General features: G+C 33.3%; 19 protein-coding genes. 12 read left to right on the forward strand and 7 right to left on the reverse strand.

What is annotated here, in order from left to right; genetic code table 11:
- Positions 1–112: 112 nt before the first annotated feature.
- The 4 genes from FEF17_RS03265 (at position 113) to FEF17_RS03280 (ending at position 4,245) form a co-directional block, all read left to right on the forward strand.
- On the forward strand, positions 113–1,120 hold the full coding sequence (locus FEF17_RS03265; RefSeq protein ID WP_139000935.1) for an outer membrane beta-barrel protein: 1,008 nt from the start codon (positions 113–115) through the stop codon (positions 1,118–1,120).
- A 119-nt stretch (positions 1,121–1,239) separates the two neighbouring features.
- Positions 1,240–2,517, forward strand: coding sequence for an ammonium transporter (locus FEF17_RS03270; RefSeq protein ID WP_139000936.1), 1,278 nt, complete (start codon positions 1,240–1,242; stop codon positions 2,515–2,517).
- Positions 2,518–2,663: 146 nt separating this feature from the next.
- The gene (locus FEF17_RS03275) at positions 2,664–3,002 is read left to right on the forward strand and encodes a P-II family nitrogen regulator (protein ID WP_139000937.1); all 339 of its coding nucleotides are present in this window, start codon (positions 2,664–2,666) and stop codon (positions 3,000–3,002) included.
- Positions 3,003–3,021: 19 nt separating this feature from the next.
- Positions 3,022–4,245 (forward strand): ammonium transporter, encoded by a 1,224-nt coding sequence (locus FEF17_RS03280; protein ID WP_425552627.1) that lies wholly within the window; start codon positions 3,022–3,024, stop codon positions 4,243–4,245.
- A gap of 100 nt (positions 4,246–4,345) precedes the next feature.
- On the opposite strand, the gene FEF17_RS03285 is transcribed toward FEF17_RS03280, so the two are convergent.
- From FEF17_RS03285 to FEF17_RS03295, 3 genes are all read right to left on the reverse strand, one after another.
- The gene (locus FEF17_RS03285; protein WP_139000938.1) at positions 4,346–5,764 is read right to left on the reverse strand and encodes an amidohydrolase family protein; all 1,419 of its coding nucleotides are present in this window, start codon (positions 5,762–5,764) and stop codon (positions 4,346–4,348) included.
- A 70-nt stretch (positions 5,765–5,834) separates the two neighbouring features.
- A complete protein-coding gene (locus FEF17_RS03290; RefSeq protein ID WP_139000939.1) occupies positions 5,835–8,426 on the reverse strand; it encodes a phosphoenolpyruvate carboxylase in 2,592 nt (863 codons plus the stop codon).
- A 235-nt stretch (positions 8,427–8,661) separates the two neighbouring features.
- Positions 8,662–8,994, reverse strand: coding sequence for a single-stranded DNA-binding protein (locus FEF17_RS03295; RefSeq protein ID WP_139000940.1), 333 nt, complete (start codon positions 8,992–8,994; stop codon positions 8,662–8,664).
- 181 nt (positions 8,995–9,175) lie between these two features.
- Between FEF17_RS03295 and FEF17_RS03300 the strand changes: the two genes are divergently transcribed.
- Genes FEF17_RS03300 through FEF17_RS03315 form a run of 4 tightly spaced genes read left to right on the forward strand, consistent with a single transcriptional unit; the run spans position 9,176 to position 11,724 of the window.
- Complete coding sequence (locus FEF17_RS03300; protein WP_139000941.1) at positions 9,176–9,685, forward strand: DinB family protein; 510 nt, start codon at positions 9,176–9,178, stop codon at positions 9,683–9,685.
- A 14-nt stretch (positions 9,686–9,699) separates the two neighbouring features.
- Positions 9,700–10,845, forward strand: a complete 1,146-nt coding sequence (locus tag FEF17_RS03305; protein ID WP_170180957.1) for a serine hydrolase domain-containing protein — start codon at positions 9,700–9,702, stop codon at positions 10,843–10,845.
- Complete coding sequence (locus FEF17_RS03310) at positions 10,842–11,381, forward strand: GNAT family N-acetyltransferase (protein WP_139000943.1); 540 nt, start codon at positions 10,842–10,844, stop codon at positions 11,379–11,381. Before FEF17_RS03305 ends, FEF17_RS03310 begins: the two co-directional genes overlap by 4 nt.
- Positions 11,374–11,724, forward strand: coding sequence for a hypothetical protein (locus tag FEF17_RS03315; protein ID WP_139000944.1), 351 nt, complete (start codon positions 11,374–11,376; stop codon positions 11,722–11,724). Before FEF17_RS03310 ends, FEF17_RS03315 begins: the two co-directional genes overlap by 8 nt.
- Positions 11,725–11,739: 15 nt before the next feature.
- On the opposite strand, the gene FEF17_RS03320 is transcribed toward FEF17_RS03315, so the two are convergent.
- Positions 11,740–12,207: a CBS domain-containing protein gene (locus FEF17_RS03320; protein ID WP_139000945.1), complete on the reverse strand. Its 468-nt coding sequence runs from the start codon at positions 12,205–12,207 to the stop codon at positions 11,740–11,742.
- A 213-nt stretch (positions 12,208–12,420) separates the two neighbouring features.
- On the opposite strand from FEF17_RS03320, the gene FEF17_RS03325 reads away from it, so the two are divergent.
- From FEF17_RS03325 to FEF17_RS03340, 4 genes are all read left to right on the forward strand, one after another.
- The gene (locus FEF17_RS03325; RefSeq protein ID WP_139000946.1) at positions 12,421–13,134 is read left to right on the forward strand and encodes a hypothetical protein; all 714 of its coding nucleotides are present in this window, start codon (positions 12,421–12,423) and stop codon (positions 13,132–13,134) included.
- Between the two features lie 112 nt (positions 13,135–13,246).
- Entirely contained in the window at positions 13,247–15,352 is a 2,106-nt protein-coding gene (locus tag FEF17_RS03330; protein ID WP_425552626.1) for a thioredoxin domain-containing protein, read from the forward strand.
- The gene (locus FEF17_RS03335; RefSeq protein ID WP_139000947.1) at positions 15,349–15,702 is read left to right on the forward strand and encodes a DUF1304 domain-containing protein; all 354 of its coding nucleotides are present in this window, start codon (positions 15,349–15,351) and stop codon (positions 15,700–15,702) included. The genes FEF17_RS03330 and FEF17_RS03335 overlap by 4 nt, the downstream gene beginning before the upstream one ends.
- An 88-nt stretch (positions 15,703–15,790) precedes the next feature.
- Complete coding sequence (locus tag FEF17_RS03340) at positions 15,791–16,606, forward strand: mechanosensitive ion channel family protein (RefSeq protein ID WP_139000948.1); 816 nt, start codon at positions 15,791–15,793, stop codon at positions 16,604–16,606.
- Here FEF17_RS03340 and tsaB read toward each other — a convergent pair.
- From tsaB to FEF17_RS03355, 3 genes are read right to left on the reverse strand one after another with little or no spacing between them, the layout of a single operon-like run.
- Positions 16,603–17,277: a tRNA (adenosine(37)-N6)-threonylcarbamoyltransferase complex dimerization subunit type 1 TsaB gene (tsaB, locus tag FEF17_RS03345; RefSeq protein WP_139000949.1), complete on the reverse strand. Its 675-nt coding sequence runs from the start codon at positions 17,275–17,277 to the stop codon at positions 16,603–16,605. The genes FEF17_RS03340 and tsaB overlap by 4 nt on opposite strands.
- 14 nt (positions 17,278–17,291) lie before the next feature.
- Positions 17,292–18,641, reverse strand: a complete 1,350-nt coding sequence (locus FEF17_RS03350; protein WP_139000950.1) for a TolC family protein — start codon at positions 18,639–18,641, stop codon at positions 17,292–17,294.
- A 6-nt stretch (positions 18,642–18,647) separates the two neighbouring features.
- A complete protein-coding gene (locus tag FEF17_RS03355; RefSeq protein WP_139000951.1) occupies positions 18,648–19,751 on the reverse strand; it encodes an efflux RND transporter periplasmic adaptor subunit in 1,104 nt (367 codons plus the stop codon).
- Positions 19,752–19,759: the final 8 nt, after the last annotated feature.

The raw sequence follows: 19,759 nt of genomic DNA on the forward strand, positions 1-19,759 counted from the left end.
AGTTTTGACCCGTTCATTAAGAAAATTTAGGTCTAATTCTAATAACTTAAAAACAAAAACTAATTAAAATTATTTAGATCTAAAAAATTAACAACTTAAAATGAAAACAATTATGAAAAAAATTATTACACTTTCAATGCTTTTTGCAGCAACAGCGTTATTTGCTCAGGAAGAAGCTCCAGAAAAGAAACTTTCAATTAGTGGTAGTATTGATGCCTATTATCAAACTTACCTTACAGCTCCAGACAACGAAGAAGTATCGTTTGGAACTGCCTTTGCTGGACAATCAGGTTTTGCTTTAGGGATGGGAAATATTATTGCTTCTTATGAAGGCGGAAAAGTAGGTGCTGTCCTTGATTTAGTTACTGGACCGAGAGGAGAAGGTGCTACATTTAATAGTGATATTGTGGACGGTATCGTAAACCAAGCATATGTTTATTGGAATGTATCTGAAGGTACAACATTAACATTTGGTAGATGGAATACTTTTTTAGGGTATGAGGTAATTGCTCCTGCAGCAAACTTTAACTACAGTTGCTCTTATTTATTTTCAAGTGGTCCTTTTTCACACATGGGTTTAAAGGCTGATTTTACTTTATCCGAAGATTGGAGTTTAATGTTAGCTATTACTAACCCTTGGGATACTAATGATGTTTCTGGAACTGGTGAATATGCACTTGGAGCTCAATTAGGTTTTTACGGTCAATATCTTAATTTATATTATGATAGCGGCGAACACGATGGTTTAGGTTTCGAAATTGACTATACAGGTGGTTTTGATTTATCAGATTCTTTCTTTTTAGGAATTAACGCTGCTTATAATGACAATGACGGTTCTGGATTCTACGGTGCTGCTTTATACCCACAGTTAGCGACATCTGATAGTTTCTCAATAGGATTAAGAGGTGAGTATTTTGCATTGCATTCAGATGCACCAAATGCTGTTGAACCAAGTGTATTCGCTACGACTTTAACAGGTAGCTACACTGTAGAAAACTTAATTATTAAACCAGAAATTAGATTAGATTCTTGGAGCGATAGTATGCCTTATATTGATTCTGATGGCATGGCTTCAGATAATCTTGCTGCTTTTACTTTAGCTGCAATTGTAACATTCTAAACAGTAATACTGTTTAAAAAATAATATTATAAAAAGAATAAAAGCAAGTGCTTTTTTATTAAATAAGTACTTGCTTTATTCTCCTTAAAATTAATTACTAACCATTAAAATTATAAAATATGTCGTTATTAAACATACCCCTTATAATTCAAGACACCGCCGCAATTGAAGGCGACATGGGAATGTTATGGATGCTTATTTCTGGTATCTTGGTATTCTTAATGCAGGCTGGATTCACATTAGTGGAATCTGGAATGACACGTTCTAAAAACGTAGTTAACATAGCAATGAAAAATGTTTTAGACATTGCTGTTGGATCAATAGTATTCTGGTTTGTAGGTTACTCATTAATGTATGGATCTACAGGCGGATGGATTGGATGGGATGGATTTATGTGGTACGGCGGAGAAGATTCTTCACCTGCAGATTTATTCTTTCAAACCGTATTCTGCGCTACTGCTGCTACAATCGTTTCTGGAGCTGTTGCAGGTAGAACCAAGTATAGTACATACATTATTTTTTCAGTTGTAATGACTGCTATAATTTATCCTATTGCTGGTGGATGGCAATGGAACGGTGATGGTTGGTTAGCTCAAATGGGCTTTATTGATTTCGCTGGTTCTTCAATTGTTCATGCTGTTGGTGGTTGGGCTGCTTTAGTTGCAGCTGCCTTAGTAGGACCACGTTTAGGGAAGTATATAGACGGTAAAGCCGTTAATATCCCAGGTCACAATAAGCTATTGGCTGCTCTTGGTGTATTCATCCTTTGGTTCGGATGGTTCGGATTTAACGGTGGTTCTCAATTAGCTTGGGGTGGTGATGATGCGACTGGAGCTTCAATGGTAGTTCTAGTGACTAACTTAGCTGCATCCGCTGGTGCTTTAGGTGCGTTATTCTTGTCATGGGTTAAGTATAAGAAACCTAATATAGATATGACGCTTAATGGTGCTTTAGCAGGATTGGTTGCCATAACTGCTGGTTGTGGTAATATGAGTGAGGTTGGTGCGTTGGCCGCTGGTTTCGTAGGCGGTATTATTGTAGTATTCGCCATGGAGTTTGTTGAGCAAAAGCTTAAGATTGATGATGCTGTAGGTGCATTTTCTGTGCATGGTGTAGCTGGTTTCTGGGGAACTATTGTAATAGGTCTTTGGGGAATTGATGGTGATACTGGAATTGGATTATTAAACGGTGGTGGATCTGACCAATTTGTTACTCAATTAATTGGAGCATTAGCATATGCCGCTTGGGCTGCTGGTACATCATTCGTATTCTTATTCATACTTAAGAAAGCTATTGGATTAAGAGTTTCGGAAAAAGTTGAAATTGAAGGTCTTGATTTATCGGAGCACGGTGCTTTAGCATACCCTGGTAAAAGACAAAGAGAAATTCAAGATTAAAATGTAACTAAATATAGTTTAAGGTTTACTTCAAGTAAAACAAAATGAATGCCTTGCTTATAAACCCAAGGCATTCATTTTATGTAAAGCACCTAAACTACTAAAATTTGTTACTTTTAGTAGCAAATTATTAAAACTAAAATATTATGAAAAAAATTGAAGCAATTATTAGAAAATCAAAATATCGCGTTGTAAAAGAAGCGTTGCATGATGTTGGGGTTAATTTCTTCTCTTACTGGGACGTAACTGGTTTAGGGAATGAAAAAGAAGGACATGTATACCGAGGTGTCTCATATAGCACAAGTGATATACAACGTAGGTATTTATCGATTGTGGTAAATAACGATTTTGAAGCCGTAACTATTAAAGCCATTTTAGAGTCTGCTGCCACGGGTGAAGTCGGAGATGGTAAAATATTCGTTTCAGATATCAGCGAGTGTTACAGAATAAGAACAGGAGAAAAAGGTGGAGACACTTTAAAATAATAATATATAATAAAATTTAATGATGGAAGGATTATTTACAGCTAATAATGTATGGATGATGGTCTGTACAGCACTCGTTTTCTTTATGCATACAGGTTTTGCATTCTTAGAGATTGGGTTAACAAGACAAAAAAACACGATAAATATTTTATTCAAAAATATTTTCATTATCACCGTTGGGTTACTATTATACTACCTAATTGGATTTAATTTAATGTACCCCGGAGATTTTAACGGGTACATAGGATCTATTGTTCCTGGGATTGGAGCTCCTGAAAACGGCATGACACCTGATTATGCAGATGGAGGCTATACTTGGTGGACAGATTTCTTGTTTCAAGGCATGTTTGCTGCTACCGCCGCTACAATTGTATCTGGAGCTGTTGCTGAGCGTATGAAAATTGGAGCATTTATGATTTTTACAGTAATATACGTAGGAATAGTATATCCTATTGCTGGTTCATGGAAATGGGGTGGCGGATTTTTAGATGAATTAGGATTTTACGATTTTGCTGGTTCAACATTAGTTCATTCCGTTGGTGGCTGGGCAGCTTTAGTTGCTGTTTATTTATTAGGTTCTAGAATTGGTAAATTTAAAGATGGTAAACCACAAGCAATTCCTGGCCATAATATTCCATTAGCAACTGCAGGCGTTTTAATTCTTTGGTTAGGATGGTTTGGATTTAACGGCGGTTCAGTACTTTCGGCAGATCCAGAATTAACTTCATTAACGTTAGTTACAACATGTTTGGCCGCTGCGGCAGGAGGTGTAGTTGCTTCTTTAGTTTCTTTCTTAAGATATAAGAATTTAGATTTAACTATGTTCTTAAATGGTATCTTAGGTGGTTTAGTAGGTATCACAGCTGGAGCAGATGTTATGACACCTGAAAGCGCTATTATTATTGGTGCTATTGCAGGTGCATTAATTGTTTTTGCCGTTTCTTTTATTGATGCTATTAAATTAGACGATCCTGTTGGCGCTATTGCCGTTCACTTAATTTGTGGTATTTGGGGAACACTTGCTGTTGGTATTTTTTCTACTAACCCAGATCATACTTTCGTTGCACAATTAATAGGTGTAGCATGTTACGCAGCTTTTTGTATTGTAACATCATTCCTAATAATTTTTACACTTAAGAAGACTATTGGAATTAGAGTTTCTGAAAAAGAAGAATTAGAAGGATTAGATGGTCATGAACACGGTATGGATGCTTACGCAGATTTCCGTATGAATGAACACTAGCCATATTAAATATATAGTTTAGAAAAGGGTTTCTTAAAAGAAACCCTTTTTTTATTCCTGTAATAATAGACACTAAATAACTTTTAATATGGGGGAAAAACTATCTAATTCCTACTATGCCTTCTGCAGCCTTAAATAACTTCTTCGAACTATATCCAATACCATTTTTAAAAACAATTTCAGCACTTCTTATCGCATTGATATTCTTACTAATGTCTTCATTTAGAATAACAATATCGGCGATTTTTGAATTTTCTATGGTTCCAATTGCCTTTTCTTGATCCAAATATTTTGCTCCATTAAGTGTACAAATCTTTATTGCTTCAGAAATATTAAAACCCATTTCAACAAAAAGCTCAACTAATCGCATATTAGCATAACCTGCAACAATTCTACCATCATAAGTAGGATCTGTTCCCGCTACTAAAAGTCCTCCTGCATCATAATATGCTTTTTCCCATATTTTAGACTTATTAAAAAGTTCATAGTCTAAAGAATCTCTTCCTTGTTTACTTGCCCATCTTTTATAAACTTTCTCTTTTGCTTTAGGAAACAAAGCAATCAAACCACCTCCTGGCACAACCTCTCTTTTTGTGTAGGGTTCGAAAACATTAATCGTAGAGGTTAAAGCTACGTTTTTTTCTACCAAGTGTTTAATGAGATCCGTCATGTTATTTGAGTCTACAGGCAAATTTAAAAGTGATTTGCTTTGCTTAAATGGCTCACACACATCAGGCTCTTTGTTAGCTATAAAATCACTGCTTGCAAAAAAACCATGTTCTAAATTATCTATTCCTAGGTCTGCAGCTTCCTTATAAGTAATGGAACACAAATGTCCTGTTACCTTCATCCCTCTAGCATGAGCAGCATCACAAATAGCTTTTAAGTCATCCCTAGTAATAAAATTATAAACTTTAAAAGAGGTAACGCCTATATCAGCGTAAAAATTTACCATTTTTACGGCTTGTTCTGTCGAATCGAAGGGTCCTAATTCAACAAGGCCAGTGCCTTCTCTATCCAAGTGCGGACTAGTAACATCCATTTTGGGTCCTGGTAGCTCACCTCTTAAAATTGCATTTTTTATGTTAACATCGGCTTGAGGCATAATACTTCCTGCCGTACGCATTGTGGTAACACCTCCCGCTAAATATAATTTAGGGAATGAATATGTCATTTGGTCGACTCCGTATTTCTTGTCCGGAGTTGTTTTAGGATAAAACAAATGTTCATGAAGCATTACCAAACCAGGAATAGCACTTTTGCCTTCCATATTAATAGCCAAAGCTCCAAATGGCACCTTTAAATCAGCCCCAACCGATTCAATTTTGTCTCCATTAATAATAACATCTTGATTGTACTTTGCTGAATCACCAGTTCCATCAAGAATGGTTAAATTTTGAAGTACATAATACCCCTTTTCATGAATGACAAAGGATTTGGTTTCTTCTGAAAGATTGTCTTGCGCAGTTAAAAAACCAAAAGACAAAAGGAATAATACTGAAAAAAGAAGTGGTTTCATTATAAACTAAATTGATTAATTAATTCTCACATAATATAAGAATTAATTAATCAAATTAGTTCATGAAGTTTTAGGCCGAATTTCTACTCGCGTTTATATTACCAAATAATGAACGCGTTACAATTTTTTCAAAAATCAACTTTTCAGGATCATCATTTGGAACACCAGCCTTCTCAAATTCTTGCACCTTTTTAAGCGCGTATTGTTGTATGGTCAATAATGGTAAAACTATGGACTCTCTAACTTGAATTGAAGCCTTACCAGCTGGTTCATTCTCCATTAATTCAGAATAACCAGTTAGTTTTAACAATAATCGTTTTGTAATGAGATATTCTTCAAAAATAATAGTCCAAAATTCTCCAAACTCTTCATCTTTCGACATATATTTTGTTAAGTCAAAGAATGATTTAGTTAAAGACATCATACTATTTTCTAAAAGTGTCTTGAAAAATTTAGAGTTATTATATAGGTGCTGTACTTTTTCCCACTCACCATTATCTTCATAAACCTTTAATGCAGTACCAACTCCATAAAAGCCTGGAACATTTTGTTTTAACTGACTCCAAGACCCCACAAATGGAATAGCTCTTAAATCTGAAAACACTAATTTATCTGATTTGCCACGTTTTGATGGTCTACTCCCAATATTAGTTTTGGCGTAATATTTTAAAGTACTCATACGTTCCAAATAAGGTATAAACATTGCATGACTTTTAAAATCTTTATAAGTTTGATAGCTGGTTTCTGCCAAATCATTCATTACTAATCTGTCTTTATGAGACAAACGATTTTTTTCACCATCAATTCTATTCTTAATTCCAGAACTAATTAGTTGTTCTAGATTGTATTGAGCAGAATCATTTGTACCAAAATTAGAGCTTACTGTTTGTCCTTGTATGGTTATCTGTACTTCTTTATCTTCAATAGTCGGCCCTAAAGATGAGTAGAAATTATGTGTTTTTCCACCGCCACGTGCTGGTGGCCCTCCTCTACCATCAAAAAATATTACTGTAATTCCATATTTTCTAGACATCTCTGTAAGTAATTCTTTTGCTTTATAAATCCCCCAATTCGCCATGAGGTATCCACCATCTTTTGTACCATCAGAAAAGCCTAACATAATATGTTGTTTGCTTCCTCTAGCTCTTAAATGTGCTATATATTCTGGGTTTTGGTACAGTTGTTCCATAACACCAGGAGCATTTTCTAAATCGGGAATTGTTTCAAATAAAGGGGCTACATCCACAGTTAAATTATCCTTAAAAGCAACCATTTTTAACATAGCAAATAACTGCATCACATTTAATGCCGTTTGATTGTTACTAATTATATATCTGTTAGCGCCACGCTCGCCGTTACTTTCTTGAATATCTTTTATAATGGCAATAGTTTTTAAAGTATTTCTAACCATTTCATCCTCAAAAGCATCTAAATCTCCAACATCGTCGGTTGCTTTTGATAAGATTTCAATTTGCTCTGGTTCAGATAAATCGTGATAATTTTTAGGAAATGATGAGCTTCCTGTTGAGATTAAATGGTCTATCACTGTGGTAAATACACTATGGTGAATTCTACTATCTTGCCTAATATCTAGTGAAGCAAACCTGTAATCAAAAAGATGAACTCTATTTATAAGATTGTTAATTTCACTTACATAAAGCGATTGATGTTGCTCAACGATAATATCTCTAATATCTAAAAGCTCTTTTCTAAGTTCTTTAGGGGTAATTGCCTTTTTGGTTTTTAAGTTGATACTGTACTCATACATGATGGTTTCAAGTCGAATAATGCGTTCTTCAACACCTCTAAAGGTTAGTTTCTTTCTTAGGTCTTTTAAATCTAGATAATATTTTTTGAGAATAGATTTTTTAAGCTTTTTAGCAACTTTAAGAGTAGTTTCTGGTTTTACAAATGGGTTTCCATCACGATCTCCACCTGGCCAAAATCCAATATTTATGATGTCATTATGTTTTTTACCGTCATCATAAATGTTTGTCTGGATGTAGTTATAGATATCTCCAAATGTTTTATAAAACACATTCTCAAGATACCACATTAAGCTCTTAGCTTCTTGATAAGGCGTTGGTTTTTTATGTTTAAAAAAAGGTGTTTTACCTAACTGACCAAACAAATTATTTATTTCATTTAGGTCATTATTCTTAATAGCTTCAGTAAGGTTTGTAATTATACCTAGAACTGACCCAGGATAAAATTGAGTTGGGTGAGCAGTTAATACTATACGCACTTTAAATTCTTCTAGAAACGCTTTTAATTCTTCCAATTTACCTTCTGAATTTGCAGAACCCTTTAGGTTTCTTAGTGTACCAACCCCTTCCATATTGTTTACAACAGGAAAAGCCGCATCTTCAATAGCATCAAACAATACAACTTGTCGTTCTATATATTGTATAAATCTAAATAAAAGATTAATTTGACTTTGTTTATTTCTTCTTGCTTGATATTTTTCGAAGAACATATTAACAATAGTCGTTGGATCATCACCATTGTTAAATCCTTTTTTACATGTTTCATGAAACAACGGAAGTAAAACTCCTGTTTTAGTAACAGCATCAAAAGGTAATGTCATGAATATACTATTGTAAATCTGATATTTTGATAAAACACTTTGATTGAATCTAGTTAATTTTGGCTCTACAGACATCTTCTAGTTTAATGAAATTAGCCCTAAAAATACTAAAGCTTAGACTAAGGATAGCAAGCTTGAGAAAGTTTTATTGATTTTTAGAGTAAGTGGAATTCTAATTATGAATAATTAAATAAAATAGGGCTTATAAGCGAATCTTTTTAATTGAAAACTTTTAATATTAATCTCATCTATGTAAATTAAAAAACAATAGGCGCGATTTGGATAAATCGCGCCTATTAAAAGAATCTGTTTATTTTCCTAACATAAGTAATTCGCTGCATACAACTTCTGTAATGTAACGCTTGTTCCCTTCTTTATCATCATAACTTCTTGAAGTCAATTTACCTTCTATAGCGACCTCTTTTCCCTTGGCAACATACTTCTCAATTATTTGAGCTGTTTTACCCCAAGCCACAACATTGTGCCATTGCGTATCAGTAATCTTCTCGCCTTTGTTATTGGTGTAACTTTCATTTGTAGCAATGTTAAATTTGGCTAATGTTTTGCCTGATTCTAGATTGATGATTTCTGGATCGTTTCCTAAGTTACCAATCAACTGTACTTTGTTTCTAAGTGTGTTCATAATTTTAAATTTTATCGTTAAACAGTTAATACTATCGAGTTTGTATGTCTCGACACTGCAAATATGTGATCTGATTTAAATTATATTCGGTTGTTACTTATTTAAAATCGTTTGTAAATGTTTGTAGTCGTTTGTAAACGAATAAAATTCTTTATATATTGAGAGCTCTATTAAAACTTTTATGACAGTTCAATCTATTATAGCTCAACTTGAATCCAATCGCTCTATATTCAAAAATCTTCTCGAAACAAAAATTGAAGAAGAATTACTATGGCGTCCAAAACCAGAAAAATGGTGCTTACTCGAAATTGTTGCCCATTTATTAGATGAGGAAGTTGAAGATTTTCGCTCGAGAACTCAACACGTGTTAGAAACACCTTCAGAAGAAATGAGTCCTATAGACCCCGAGGGTTGGGTTTTACAACGTGATTATATATCTAAAAACTATAATAAGTCTCTCAACTCTTTTTTAAGCGAACGAGACAAATCTATTACATGGTTAAAAGGTTTACAACAAGCCAAATGGGCGAACACATTTAAGCACTCTAAATTTGGTGATATGTCTGCCAAATTATTTCTAACCAATTGGCTAGCTCATGATTATTTACACATACGGCAAATTTTAAGATATCAATATTTATACTTACAAGAAAAATCGCAAATAGATTTAAAATATGCCGGTAAATGGTAATCAAAATATTACTTATGAAAAATTTAAACTATTGCTCACTTGGAATTTTATTATGTTTATTCATAAACACATCAATATTTGCGCAAAAGACAAAACGACACAAACAACTTCTTGAAACACTTAACAAAACACTTGCTGAAAACAATATCCCTGGGCTGTGCTTTTCCATAATTTATGAAAATGGCACTTCAGAAGATTATGCAGCAGGGTTTTCGGATATTGAGAATAAAATTCCCCTTTCTAAAACCAATACCCTATTTTCTGGTAGTATTGGAAAAACTTATGCCGCTGCCCTTATAATGCAATTGGTGGATAAAGGCACCGTAAATTTAAAAGAAAAATATACTTCTTATTTTCCAGAGGTGGTTTGGTTACATAAACTGCCTAACATGAAGGACATTACTGTAGAAATGTTACTTCAACACACAAGTGGTCTACCAAGATATGTATTGAAAACAGAAGTGTGGAAAACATTACACAAAAACCCTAACAAAATATGGACCTACAAAGACAGACTATCCTTTATTTTCGGCGATGACCCTGTTCATGAAGCTGGAAAGTCTTGGTCGTATTCAGACACAAATTACATCCTGCTAGGCATGCTCATTGAAAAGGTAACATCAAATAACTATTACGATATGGTGAAATCTAAATTGTTAAATCCGCATGAGCTCTCTAACACTCATCCTTCATTAACAAGATCAATTCCAAATTTAGCAACGGGATATTCCAAATTACCTGAAACATTTTATGCTCCAAGAAAAACAGTCGAGAATGGCGAATATTTTATTAATCCTCAATTGGAATGGACTGGGGGTGGTATGGCTTCAACAACTTCAGATTTGGCAAAGTGGGTAAAATTATATTACGAGGGTAGCCTTTTTTCAAAATCTACTTTAAAGCATATAACCACTCCAAATCCAAATGGCACTAACGTTGAAAATAAAAGCTCCTATGGCATGGGGAGTTTTATTTATGAATCCAAATTAGGGCAAGCTTATGGTCATACAGGATTTATGCCTGGTTTTAATTCCATATTTATCTACTATCCTGGCAAAAAAATTGCAGCTGCATTACAGTTTAATTGCGATTATGCCTCCTCAGTTTTAAGCATGAATGATTTAATTGACAATTTGGTTTTAATAACAATAAAAGAATGACATTTTATATTGAAACAGAACGTCTTATTTTGAGAGAATTACGCTTATCGGATTTAGATGGGATGTTCGAACTAGACTCTAACCCAGAAGTTCATGCTTACTTGGGCAAAAAACCTGTGAAAACTTTAGAGGAGTCGGTTAAGATTCTCGAAAGTGTCATTAGTCAATACCAAGAAAGAGGTATCGGTCGTTTTGCAGCCATAGAAAAACCTTCTGGAGAGTTCATTGGTTGGTCTGGTATTAAATTTAATACTGGAGACATGGAAACTTTAGGAGACAAAAGAGACTTTTATGATATTGGTTATCGATTTATCCCAAGATACTGGGGAAAAGGTTATGCTACAGAATCTTCAAAAGCAGTTTTAGATTTTGGGTTTAAAGATTTAGACATTAAAACCATTTGTGGTGCAGCCGAAATTGACAATATTGCTTCTAATAAAGTCTTGCAAAAAATAGGTCTAAAGTATATGGAGCAGTTTCCTTATGAAAATGAAATGATTAATTGGTATGAATTAAAACAACAAAATTATGGATAAACAATGTTTAGAATGTGGCGATAAAATTGTGGGTAGAATTGATAAAAAATTCTGTAGCGATGGTTGCCGAAATGCATATAACAATAAAGTTAATAAGGATAGTAAAAACCTTATACGAAATACAAATAATAGGTTACGTAAAAATTATAGAATTCTAGAAATATTAAATCCAAATCAAAAAACTAAAATTTCAAGAGCAAGACTTATCGAAGCGGGTTTCGACTTTAATTATTTTACCAGCATTTACAGAACTAAAGCTGGTACAATCTATTACTTTGTTTACGATCAAGGATACCTCCCTTTAGATGGAGATTATTACGCCTTGGTGAAACGCGAAAGTTAAAAAACTAACTACAAATTATTTCCAGGTCTGACCCTTTAATTTCATTGCCGCTTTAAGCACATCTTTCTGGCTTATTTGCCCTACCAATTTACCATTTTCAACAATGGGAAATCGCCGCCGTTTTGCTTGAATAAATTTACTGGCGGCATCAAAAATATTCATATTACCATCAATAGTTTCTACATTAGTGGCCATATGTTTCTCAATGGTTTTATCTTGCATAGGCATATTATAATAACGGCTTTCACTAATTTGTTTAATGCAATCGCCTTCAGAAATAATACCAATTAATTCATTTTTTTCATTTACTACAGGACCACCAGAAATTCTATTCTTAATAAGCTTTTGCATGACGCTCTCAATAGTTTGATCTGGTGTAAAGGTTATTAAAGTAGTTGTCATATAATCACTAACCTTTAAAGGCGTATCATCACTCGTGTTTGCTTGCTGCCGTCTTGAACCTTGAAAACTTTTTATACCCATGTCTAAAAATTTAGTTATCTTAAATATAGTTTTTTTTTTTTAGATTTCCTAAAAGGAAAACAATTTCAGCAAACCATTATCCTGACATACAAATACTTAAAAGCAATAGAATACTATTGAATACACTAAAAACGACTTAAAAAATATTAGCATTCTTTTAAGAGTTAAACTGCTATTTTTTTTTAGTTTTAGCAAAATTTTAAAATAATAAAAATGAAACGAATTTTGACGCTGATATTATTAGTAGTTGGCTTGCAACTAAATGCACAAAGCAATGATGGTCTTTTAAAACACTTCGAGGCTTATTACAAGGAAATGAAAGCTCAAGGTGATGTGCAAGGTATAATAAACGCCATGACACATTTAAACGTAATTGCCCCTTCCCAAGCTAGAAAAGACACTTTAGCATATATTTATATGAGCGAAGGTTTAAATTTACAAGCCTTAAATACGATAGGTATAGATAGAATTATTGATGATTCTGATATTGCAGTAGAGGTTAAAGCTGTGGCACTTAAAGCCGTTAATCAACCTAAATTGGCCGTTTTACAGTTTGAAGAAATGTTTAAAAGAAAACCTAATGCCCTTATAGCTTATGAATTAGCGGAAATTAATTTACAACTAAAAAAATTAGACGAAGCTAATAAACATATTACTTATGGTTTAGCAAATGCAAATGCGGAAGAAAAGAAAGCTTTTTATGAGACGCAAACTCCTTATCAAGTACCGTTAAAATCTGCTTTCATGTATTTAAATGCCCTTTTAGAATATAACAAGGACCCAAAAGTTAATATTGATGCAGCTGTAGATATATTGGATGCTACACTAAAAACTGCTCCTAATTTTAACTTAGTTAACATTAGTAAAAATGAGCTTTTAAGACAAAAACAAGCGTTACAAAATCAGGAAGCTGAACCTAAAAACTAGCAAAATCTTGTTCGATTGTTGTAATGAACAACCTCTTTAACATAGACAATAAAAGAAAAGTGTTCAATTAATGAACACTTTTTTTATGCCTTAATTTTGCTAACTTTGATTTATGAAGTATCTACAATTATTAGTATTTGTTATTTTAATAATGGGCTGTAAAGGTCAGAATAATGAACCTATGGAGCATAAATACACGAACGCATTAATAAATGAAACAAGTCCTTATTTATTACAGCATGCGCATAATCCAGTAGATTGGAACCCTTGGAATAAAAGCACCTTAGACAAAGCAAAAACAGAAAATAAATTGATTCTTATAAGTGTTGGTTATTCGGCATGCCATTGGTGTCACGTTATGGAACATGAAAGTTTTGAAGATAGCTTAGTAGCCCAAATAATGAACAAAAACTTTATAAATATTAAAGTCGACAGAGAAGAGCGTCCAGATGTGGATCAAGTTTACATGAATGCTGTTCAGCTGATGAACGGAAGTGGTGGTTGGCCATTAAACGTTGTGGCACTACCAGATGGACGTCCGGTTTGGGGAGGTACTTATTTTAAGAAAGAACAATGGTTAAGCGCTCTAGAACAGATTTCAAAATTATACAATGAAAAACCTGAAAAACTCCGTGAATATGCACAAAAATTAGAACAAGGTATAAAAGCACTCGATGTGGTTCAATTAAACACAAATGAACCCGTTTTTGAGAAAGACTATATAGATGAAGCTATAAAAAATTGGTCTAAACAATTCGATAATCGTGATGGTGGCTTAAATAGAGCCCCTAAGTTTATGATGCCAAATAACTACCATTTCTTGTTGCGATATGCATATCAAACCAATGATAAAAAACTTCAAGAGTTTGTTAACTTAACGCTAAAGAAAATGGCATATGGTGGTATTTTCGATCAAGTTGGAGGCGGATTTTCGAGATACTCTGTAGATCCTGTTTGGCACATCCCTCATTTCGAAAAAATGCTTTACGATAATGGTCAGTTAGTTAGTCTATATGCGGATGCTTACCTAATCACAAAAAACGAATTATATAAAAATGTTATAACCGAGACCCTTGAGTACATTAAAAATGAAATGACTCTAGCAAATGGCGCATTTTTCTCATCGCTTGATGCCGACAGTAACTCACCAGAAGGAGAATTAGAAGAAGGCGCTTACTATGTTTGGAATAAAGAGGAACTCCAGCTAGTTATAGGTGATGATTTTTATTTGTTTTCAGATTATTTCAATATTAACAACTATGGGCTTTGGGAAAAAGGCCATTATGTTTTAATTAGAAAAGATGATGATGAATCCATTATCAAAAAACATGATATAACTCTTGAAACACTAACCGAAAAAGTCTCTAAATGGAAAAACATGCTTTTAAAAGAGCGTGATAAAAAAGACAAACCAAGGTTAGATGATAAAACCCTAACTTCATGGAATGCCCTTATGCTAAAAGGCTATAATGATGCTTACAGAGTTTTAGAAAATAAAAATTATTTGAATTCGGCAATACAAAATGCTGAATTTATAATTGGCAATCAGTTAAGAGAAGATGGTGGACTCTACCACACCTATAAAAATGGTAAAAGCACTATTAATGGCTACTTAGAAGACTACGCAGCCACAATTGACGCTTTTATTAGTCTTTATGAAACTACTTTAAATGAAAAGTGGTTAAATACGGCCAGAGACTTAGCGAATTACACCTTTGATCATTTCTATGATGAAAGCAGCAAAATGTTTTTCTTTACCTCTAATGAAGATGACTCGTTAGTATCTAGAAGCATCGAGTATCGCGATAATGTTATTCCAGCGAGTAATTCCATTATGGCAAAAAACTTATTCAAACTATCACATTATTTTGATAATTCTCATTTCAGTAAAACTGCTATGACCATGCTTAATAATGTAAAACCAGAAATGCAGGAATATCCATCTGGGTATTCTAATTGGTTAGACCTTATGCTAAACTATGCCCAGCCCTATTACGAAGTAGCCATTGTAGGCGAAAAAGCCAAGGATAAAATTGAAACTTTAAATAAAACCTATATCCCTAATAAGCTTATTGCTGGTAGCACCAATGAAAACAATATGCCGCTTTTAGAAAACAGATATAATCCAGAAAGTACCCTTATTTATGTATGTGTCAATAAAGCCTGTAAGCTCCCCGTTTCAGAAGTTGGTAAAGCTATAAAACTATTATTAGAATGAGTTCTTTAACAATAATCTTAATAGCTCTTGTAGCTCTGGAACACTTTTACTTTCTAATATTAGAAATGTTCCTTTGGACTAAACCGAAGGGTATAAAAACTTTTAGTCTAAAATCTAAAGAATTTGCAGAGGAAACTAAAGTAATTGCAGCTAATCAAGGGCTATATAATGGTTTTTTAGCTGCTGGACTAATCTTTTCAATAGTTCAAAATGACATGAAAACTACAATATTTTTTCTTATTTGTGTGACTTTAGCAGGCATTTATGGGTCTTACTCAACAAAGCAAATTAAACTATTCTATGTGCAAGCAGTTCCTGCTATTGTAGCTTTAATTATTTGCTTTTTGTAAAAAATTGATGATAGATTATTATCATTTTAATAATTTAAATTTAATATTTACTCTTTAATTTTACTTAACTAATTAATTCAAAAAAATTATGAATTGGGAAAACATTGACACAGAAAAATGGATTGGCTTAGCCACAGAATATGGTCTTAAAATTATTGGAGCCATTATTATCTGGATTATTGGTTCTTGGGTAATTAAAAAATTACTTAATGGCACAAAACGTATTATGACTAAAGCCGAATACGATGAAAGTTTACAAAAGTTTTTATTAAACTTACTTGGTTGGATTTTAAAAATATTATTAATCCTAGCCATTCTTGCCAAACTTGGCGTGGAAACCACCTCTTTTGCCGCCATACTTGCAGCAGCTGGTTTAGCTATAGGTTTAGCTCTACAAGGTTCTTTGGGAAATTTTGCAGGAGGCGTTTTAATTATGATTTTCAAGCCGTTTAAAATTGGTGACTTAATTGAAGCTCAGGGTGAAGTAGGAGTTGTAAAAGAAATTGAAATCTTTACTACAAAACTAACAGGATTATCTAATAGAGAAATAATTATTCCTAATGGTTCGTTATCAAACGGAAATATAATTAACTATACTACTGAAGGAACACGTCGTGTTGATTTGGTTTTTGGTGTAGGTTATGATTCAGACATTAAGAAAACAAAAGAAGTTTTAATGAATGTACTGACCGCTCATCCAAAAGTGCTAAGGGAACCAGCTCCAACAGTAAATGTATCTGAACTAGCTGATAGCTCAATAAATTTTGCGGTTAGACCATGGAGTACTGCAGGCGATTATTGGGATGTTTACTTCGGAATAACGGAAGACGTGAAAGAAGCTCTTGACAAGGCTGGTATTGAAATCCCTTACCCACATCAAGTTGAAATTCAAAAGAAAGGTTAAGAAGTTTTCGGCTTTATAGCCACAAAATCTTTCAAATAATAAGGTTCAAAATAGGCGACATCTTCGGTGTCGCTTATTTTATATTTACTAAATCCTAAACTACACATCTCCTTGGCAGATGGTAATTTGTTTTCAATAAATATAGCATTTGAATGATTAATTAATTCTTTAGTTTTTTCGACGCCGTTACCAATAAAATAGACCTTGCCTTGGTCTAAATAATGCTTAAAAGCATCTTCATCTAAAACTTGTGCTTGTGTCTCTCTAATTTGATTGTGTTTTGCATCAAACACCGCCGAATACACTTCCATTCTCCTTGCATCTAACATAGAAACAATAGTTCCATCTTCACAATCAACCTGATAAGCTAAAGCTTCTAAAGTAGAAACAGAAATTAAAGGAATATTAAGTGCAAAACAAAGTCCTTTGGCTGCTGAAACTCCTATTCTTAAACCTGTATAAGACCCTGGACCTTTACTTACTGCTATGGCATCTAAATCTTGGGAGTTAAGATTGGCTTCTTTTAAAACATCATCAACATACACATGTAAACGCTCTGCATGAGAATATTTTTTATCATAATCCTCTTTTAAAGCTATACATTCACCATTTCTAGATATCGATACCGAACAATTGGTCGTTGCTGTTTCTATATTAAGTATATGTGCCACAATAATTTGTTTATTTAATTGAATGTTGAGACTCCGAAATAAAACTCCAAAACCTTTAGACTGAAAAGATAGTCAAACTTTGTTCTAATTACATCGGATTGTGCATTATCTAATTGTCCACGCGATTGGTTTAAGTCGAAGGCATTTGAAAGTCCCACATCATAACGATCTTGCGCATAATTAAACGCCAATTCTCTAGCTTCAACAACTTTTAATGCTGCTTCATAAGATTTCTTTGCATTTTTAGCGTCATTATATGCTTGATATACTGTAGATTCTAAATCGAGTTCAGCCTGTTTTTTATCAAACTCCAACCTTTGAATGTTTATATTACTTCGTCTTACACTATTCCGTGTATTAAACCTATTAAATATTGGGACATTCAATTGTAATCCAATTGCGGTACCATCAAACAAATAAAGTTGATCGATAAAATTAATTTCTTCTCCAGTAAAAGGATTGGTCTGTGAACTCGACCATCTTGTGTTATAACTTAAAAAACCAGACAAAGTAGGATAATAATCTGCCTTTGTTACTTCTAAGTCCTTAACAGCTAAATCTAAATTAGCCTGAGCTATCTTAATATCGTTAACCTCTTCTTTGGCTTTATTTGCAATTTCTGTTGGAGACTTTTCCAAAATAGTTTCAGCAATTAAATTATAATCTACATCAACCACATCAAAGGTTTCATACTCTTGTAACTGTAAGGTTTGAGCCAACCCTAATTGCGAAATAAACAAGTCGTTTTCGGCTTGGATAATTTGTTGAAGCTGAGAGGCGTTAGTTGCATTTAGCTCTAAAAGATCGCCTTCGGGTAATACTCCAGACTCCACTAGCGTTTTTGTATTTTCAATATTCAAGGCTGTAATGTAGTTTTGAGTTTTTAAAACCTTAATACGCTCTTTATTCGCCAAAATCTGTAAAAAAGAATTCGCAACAAATAGTGAGATATCATCTTTAATTTTATCTAATCTATATTGAGCTGCCACTTTATTTAACCTAGCGCGTTGTAAAACCTTCCAATTTTTAAGTCCTGAAAAAATATTAACTCCAGAACTTATACCGCCAGAAGCAGATTCGAATGTAGAATTTTCAAACTGATTGGTTGCAGGGTTAATATTTGCACCTGTATTTATGTTAAAAGAAGAATTTGCATTTAAATTTGGTAAGAAATTATATAATGCTTGATCTTCATCTATATCAGCTAAGTTTTGGTCTAATATAGATTGTTGTACGGAGATGTTATGCTCTAAAGCATAATCTACACACTCTCTAAGCGTCCATTTTTTTTGCTGTGAAAACGATACTATTGTTGTAAAGCATGCAAAAAGAATTAAATATTTTTTTAGTTCTTTGGTAGTCATTGCTATCTAATTTTCTTTTGACACTTTATTCCAAACTTTAATTTTATCGCCTTCATTAATGCCTTCAAGAATTTCAACATTAATTCCATCTGACAGACCAAGAGTAACATCCTGTTTTTTAAAAGTGTTGTTTTCTTCTTGAATTTCTACATAAGGCTTCTCGGTAATACGATCAAAGCGCACAAGAGATTCTTTAATACAAAAAAGATCATCTTTACTTTCTATATCAATTTCGGCATTAGCACTGTAACCCGCTCTAATATTTGTATTAACCTCTACTTTTACATCTGCCTTTATAGTAAACTGAACTGCACCGGCATTATCGGAAATCCCCTTTGGGGCAATAAACACTAATTTTGAGGGAAGCTTTTTTTCGTCTAGCGCACCTATAACGACATCTATTGAATCTCCTTCAATGAGTTTACCTACCTCCGATTCGTCTACAGTCCCTTCAAAAATCATTTTACTCATGTTGGCAATTGTCGCTATGGTGGTTCCAGCGTTAAAATTATTACTCTGAATAACTTGATCTCCCTCTCTAATAGGAATCTCCAAAACTGTTCCTGATATCTGAGCCGTAATACTTGTATTGGCTGAATTACCACCAGATAAAGATCCTTTCTTGATTATTTGATAATCATTTTGAGCTTGCCTTAATGATTCTTTCGCTTGATTAAAAGAGAGCTCACTGTTTTCAAAATCTTGTTTCGAAATAACGCCTTTATCGAAAAGCACCTTGTTTCTTTTATACAATGTATTGGCATTATCATAAGATAATCTAGCAGCATTTAATCTACTATTAGCACTAGCTAATGATTGTTCGTTAGGCACAACCCTAATCTTAGCAATTAAGTCTCCTTTTTCAACTAAATCTCCTTCTTCAACAGTAATCTCATCGACAATTCCAGAAATTTGAGGTTTTAATTCAATTTCCTCTTCAGGCTTCAAACTACCTGTAGCAATTATTTTAGTATTTATTGAAGTTCGAAAAGGCTCTTCAACATCATAATCTACAACTGATTTAATATTTGAATCGTAGAAATACTTAAGTACCATTAAAAATAATACCACAACAACAACGATAAAACTGATTTTTAAAAATTTCTTCATTTTATATA

Source organism: Hyunsoonleella aestuarii, assembly GCF_006148925.1.
GTDB lineage: Bacteria > Bacteroidota > Bacteroidia > Flavobacteriales > Flavobacteriaceae > Algibacter_D > Algibacter_D aestuarii.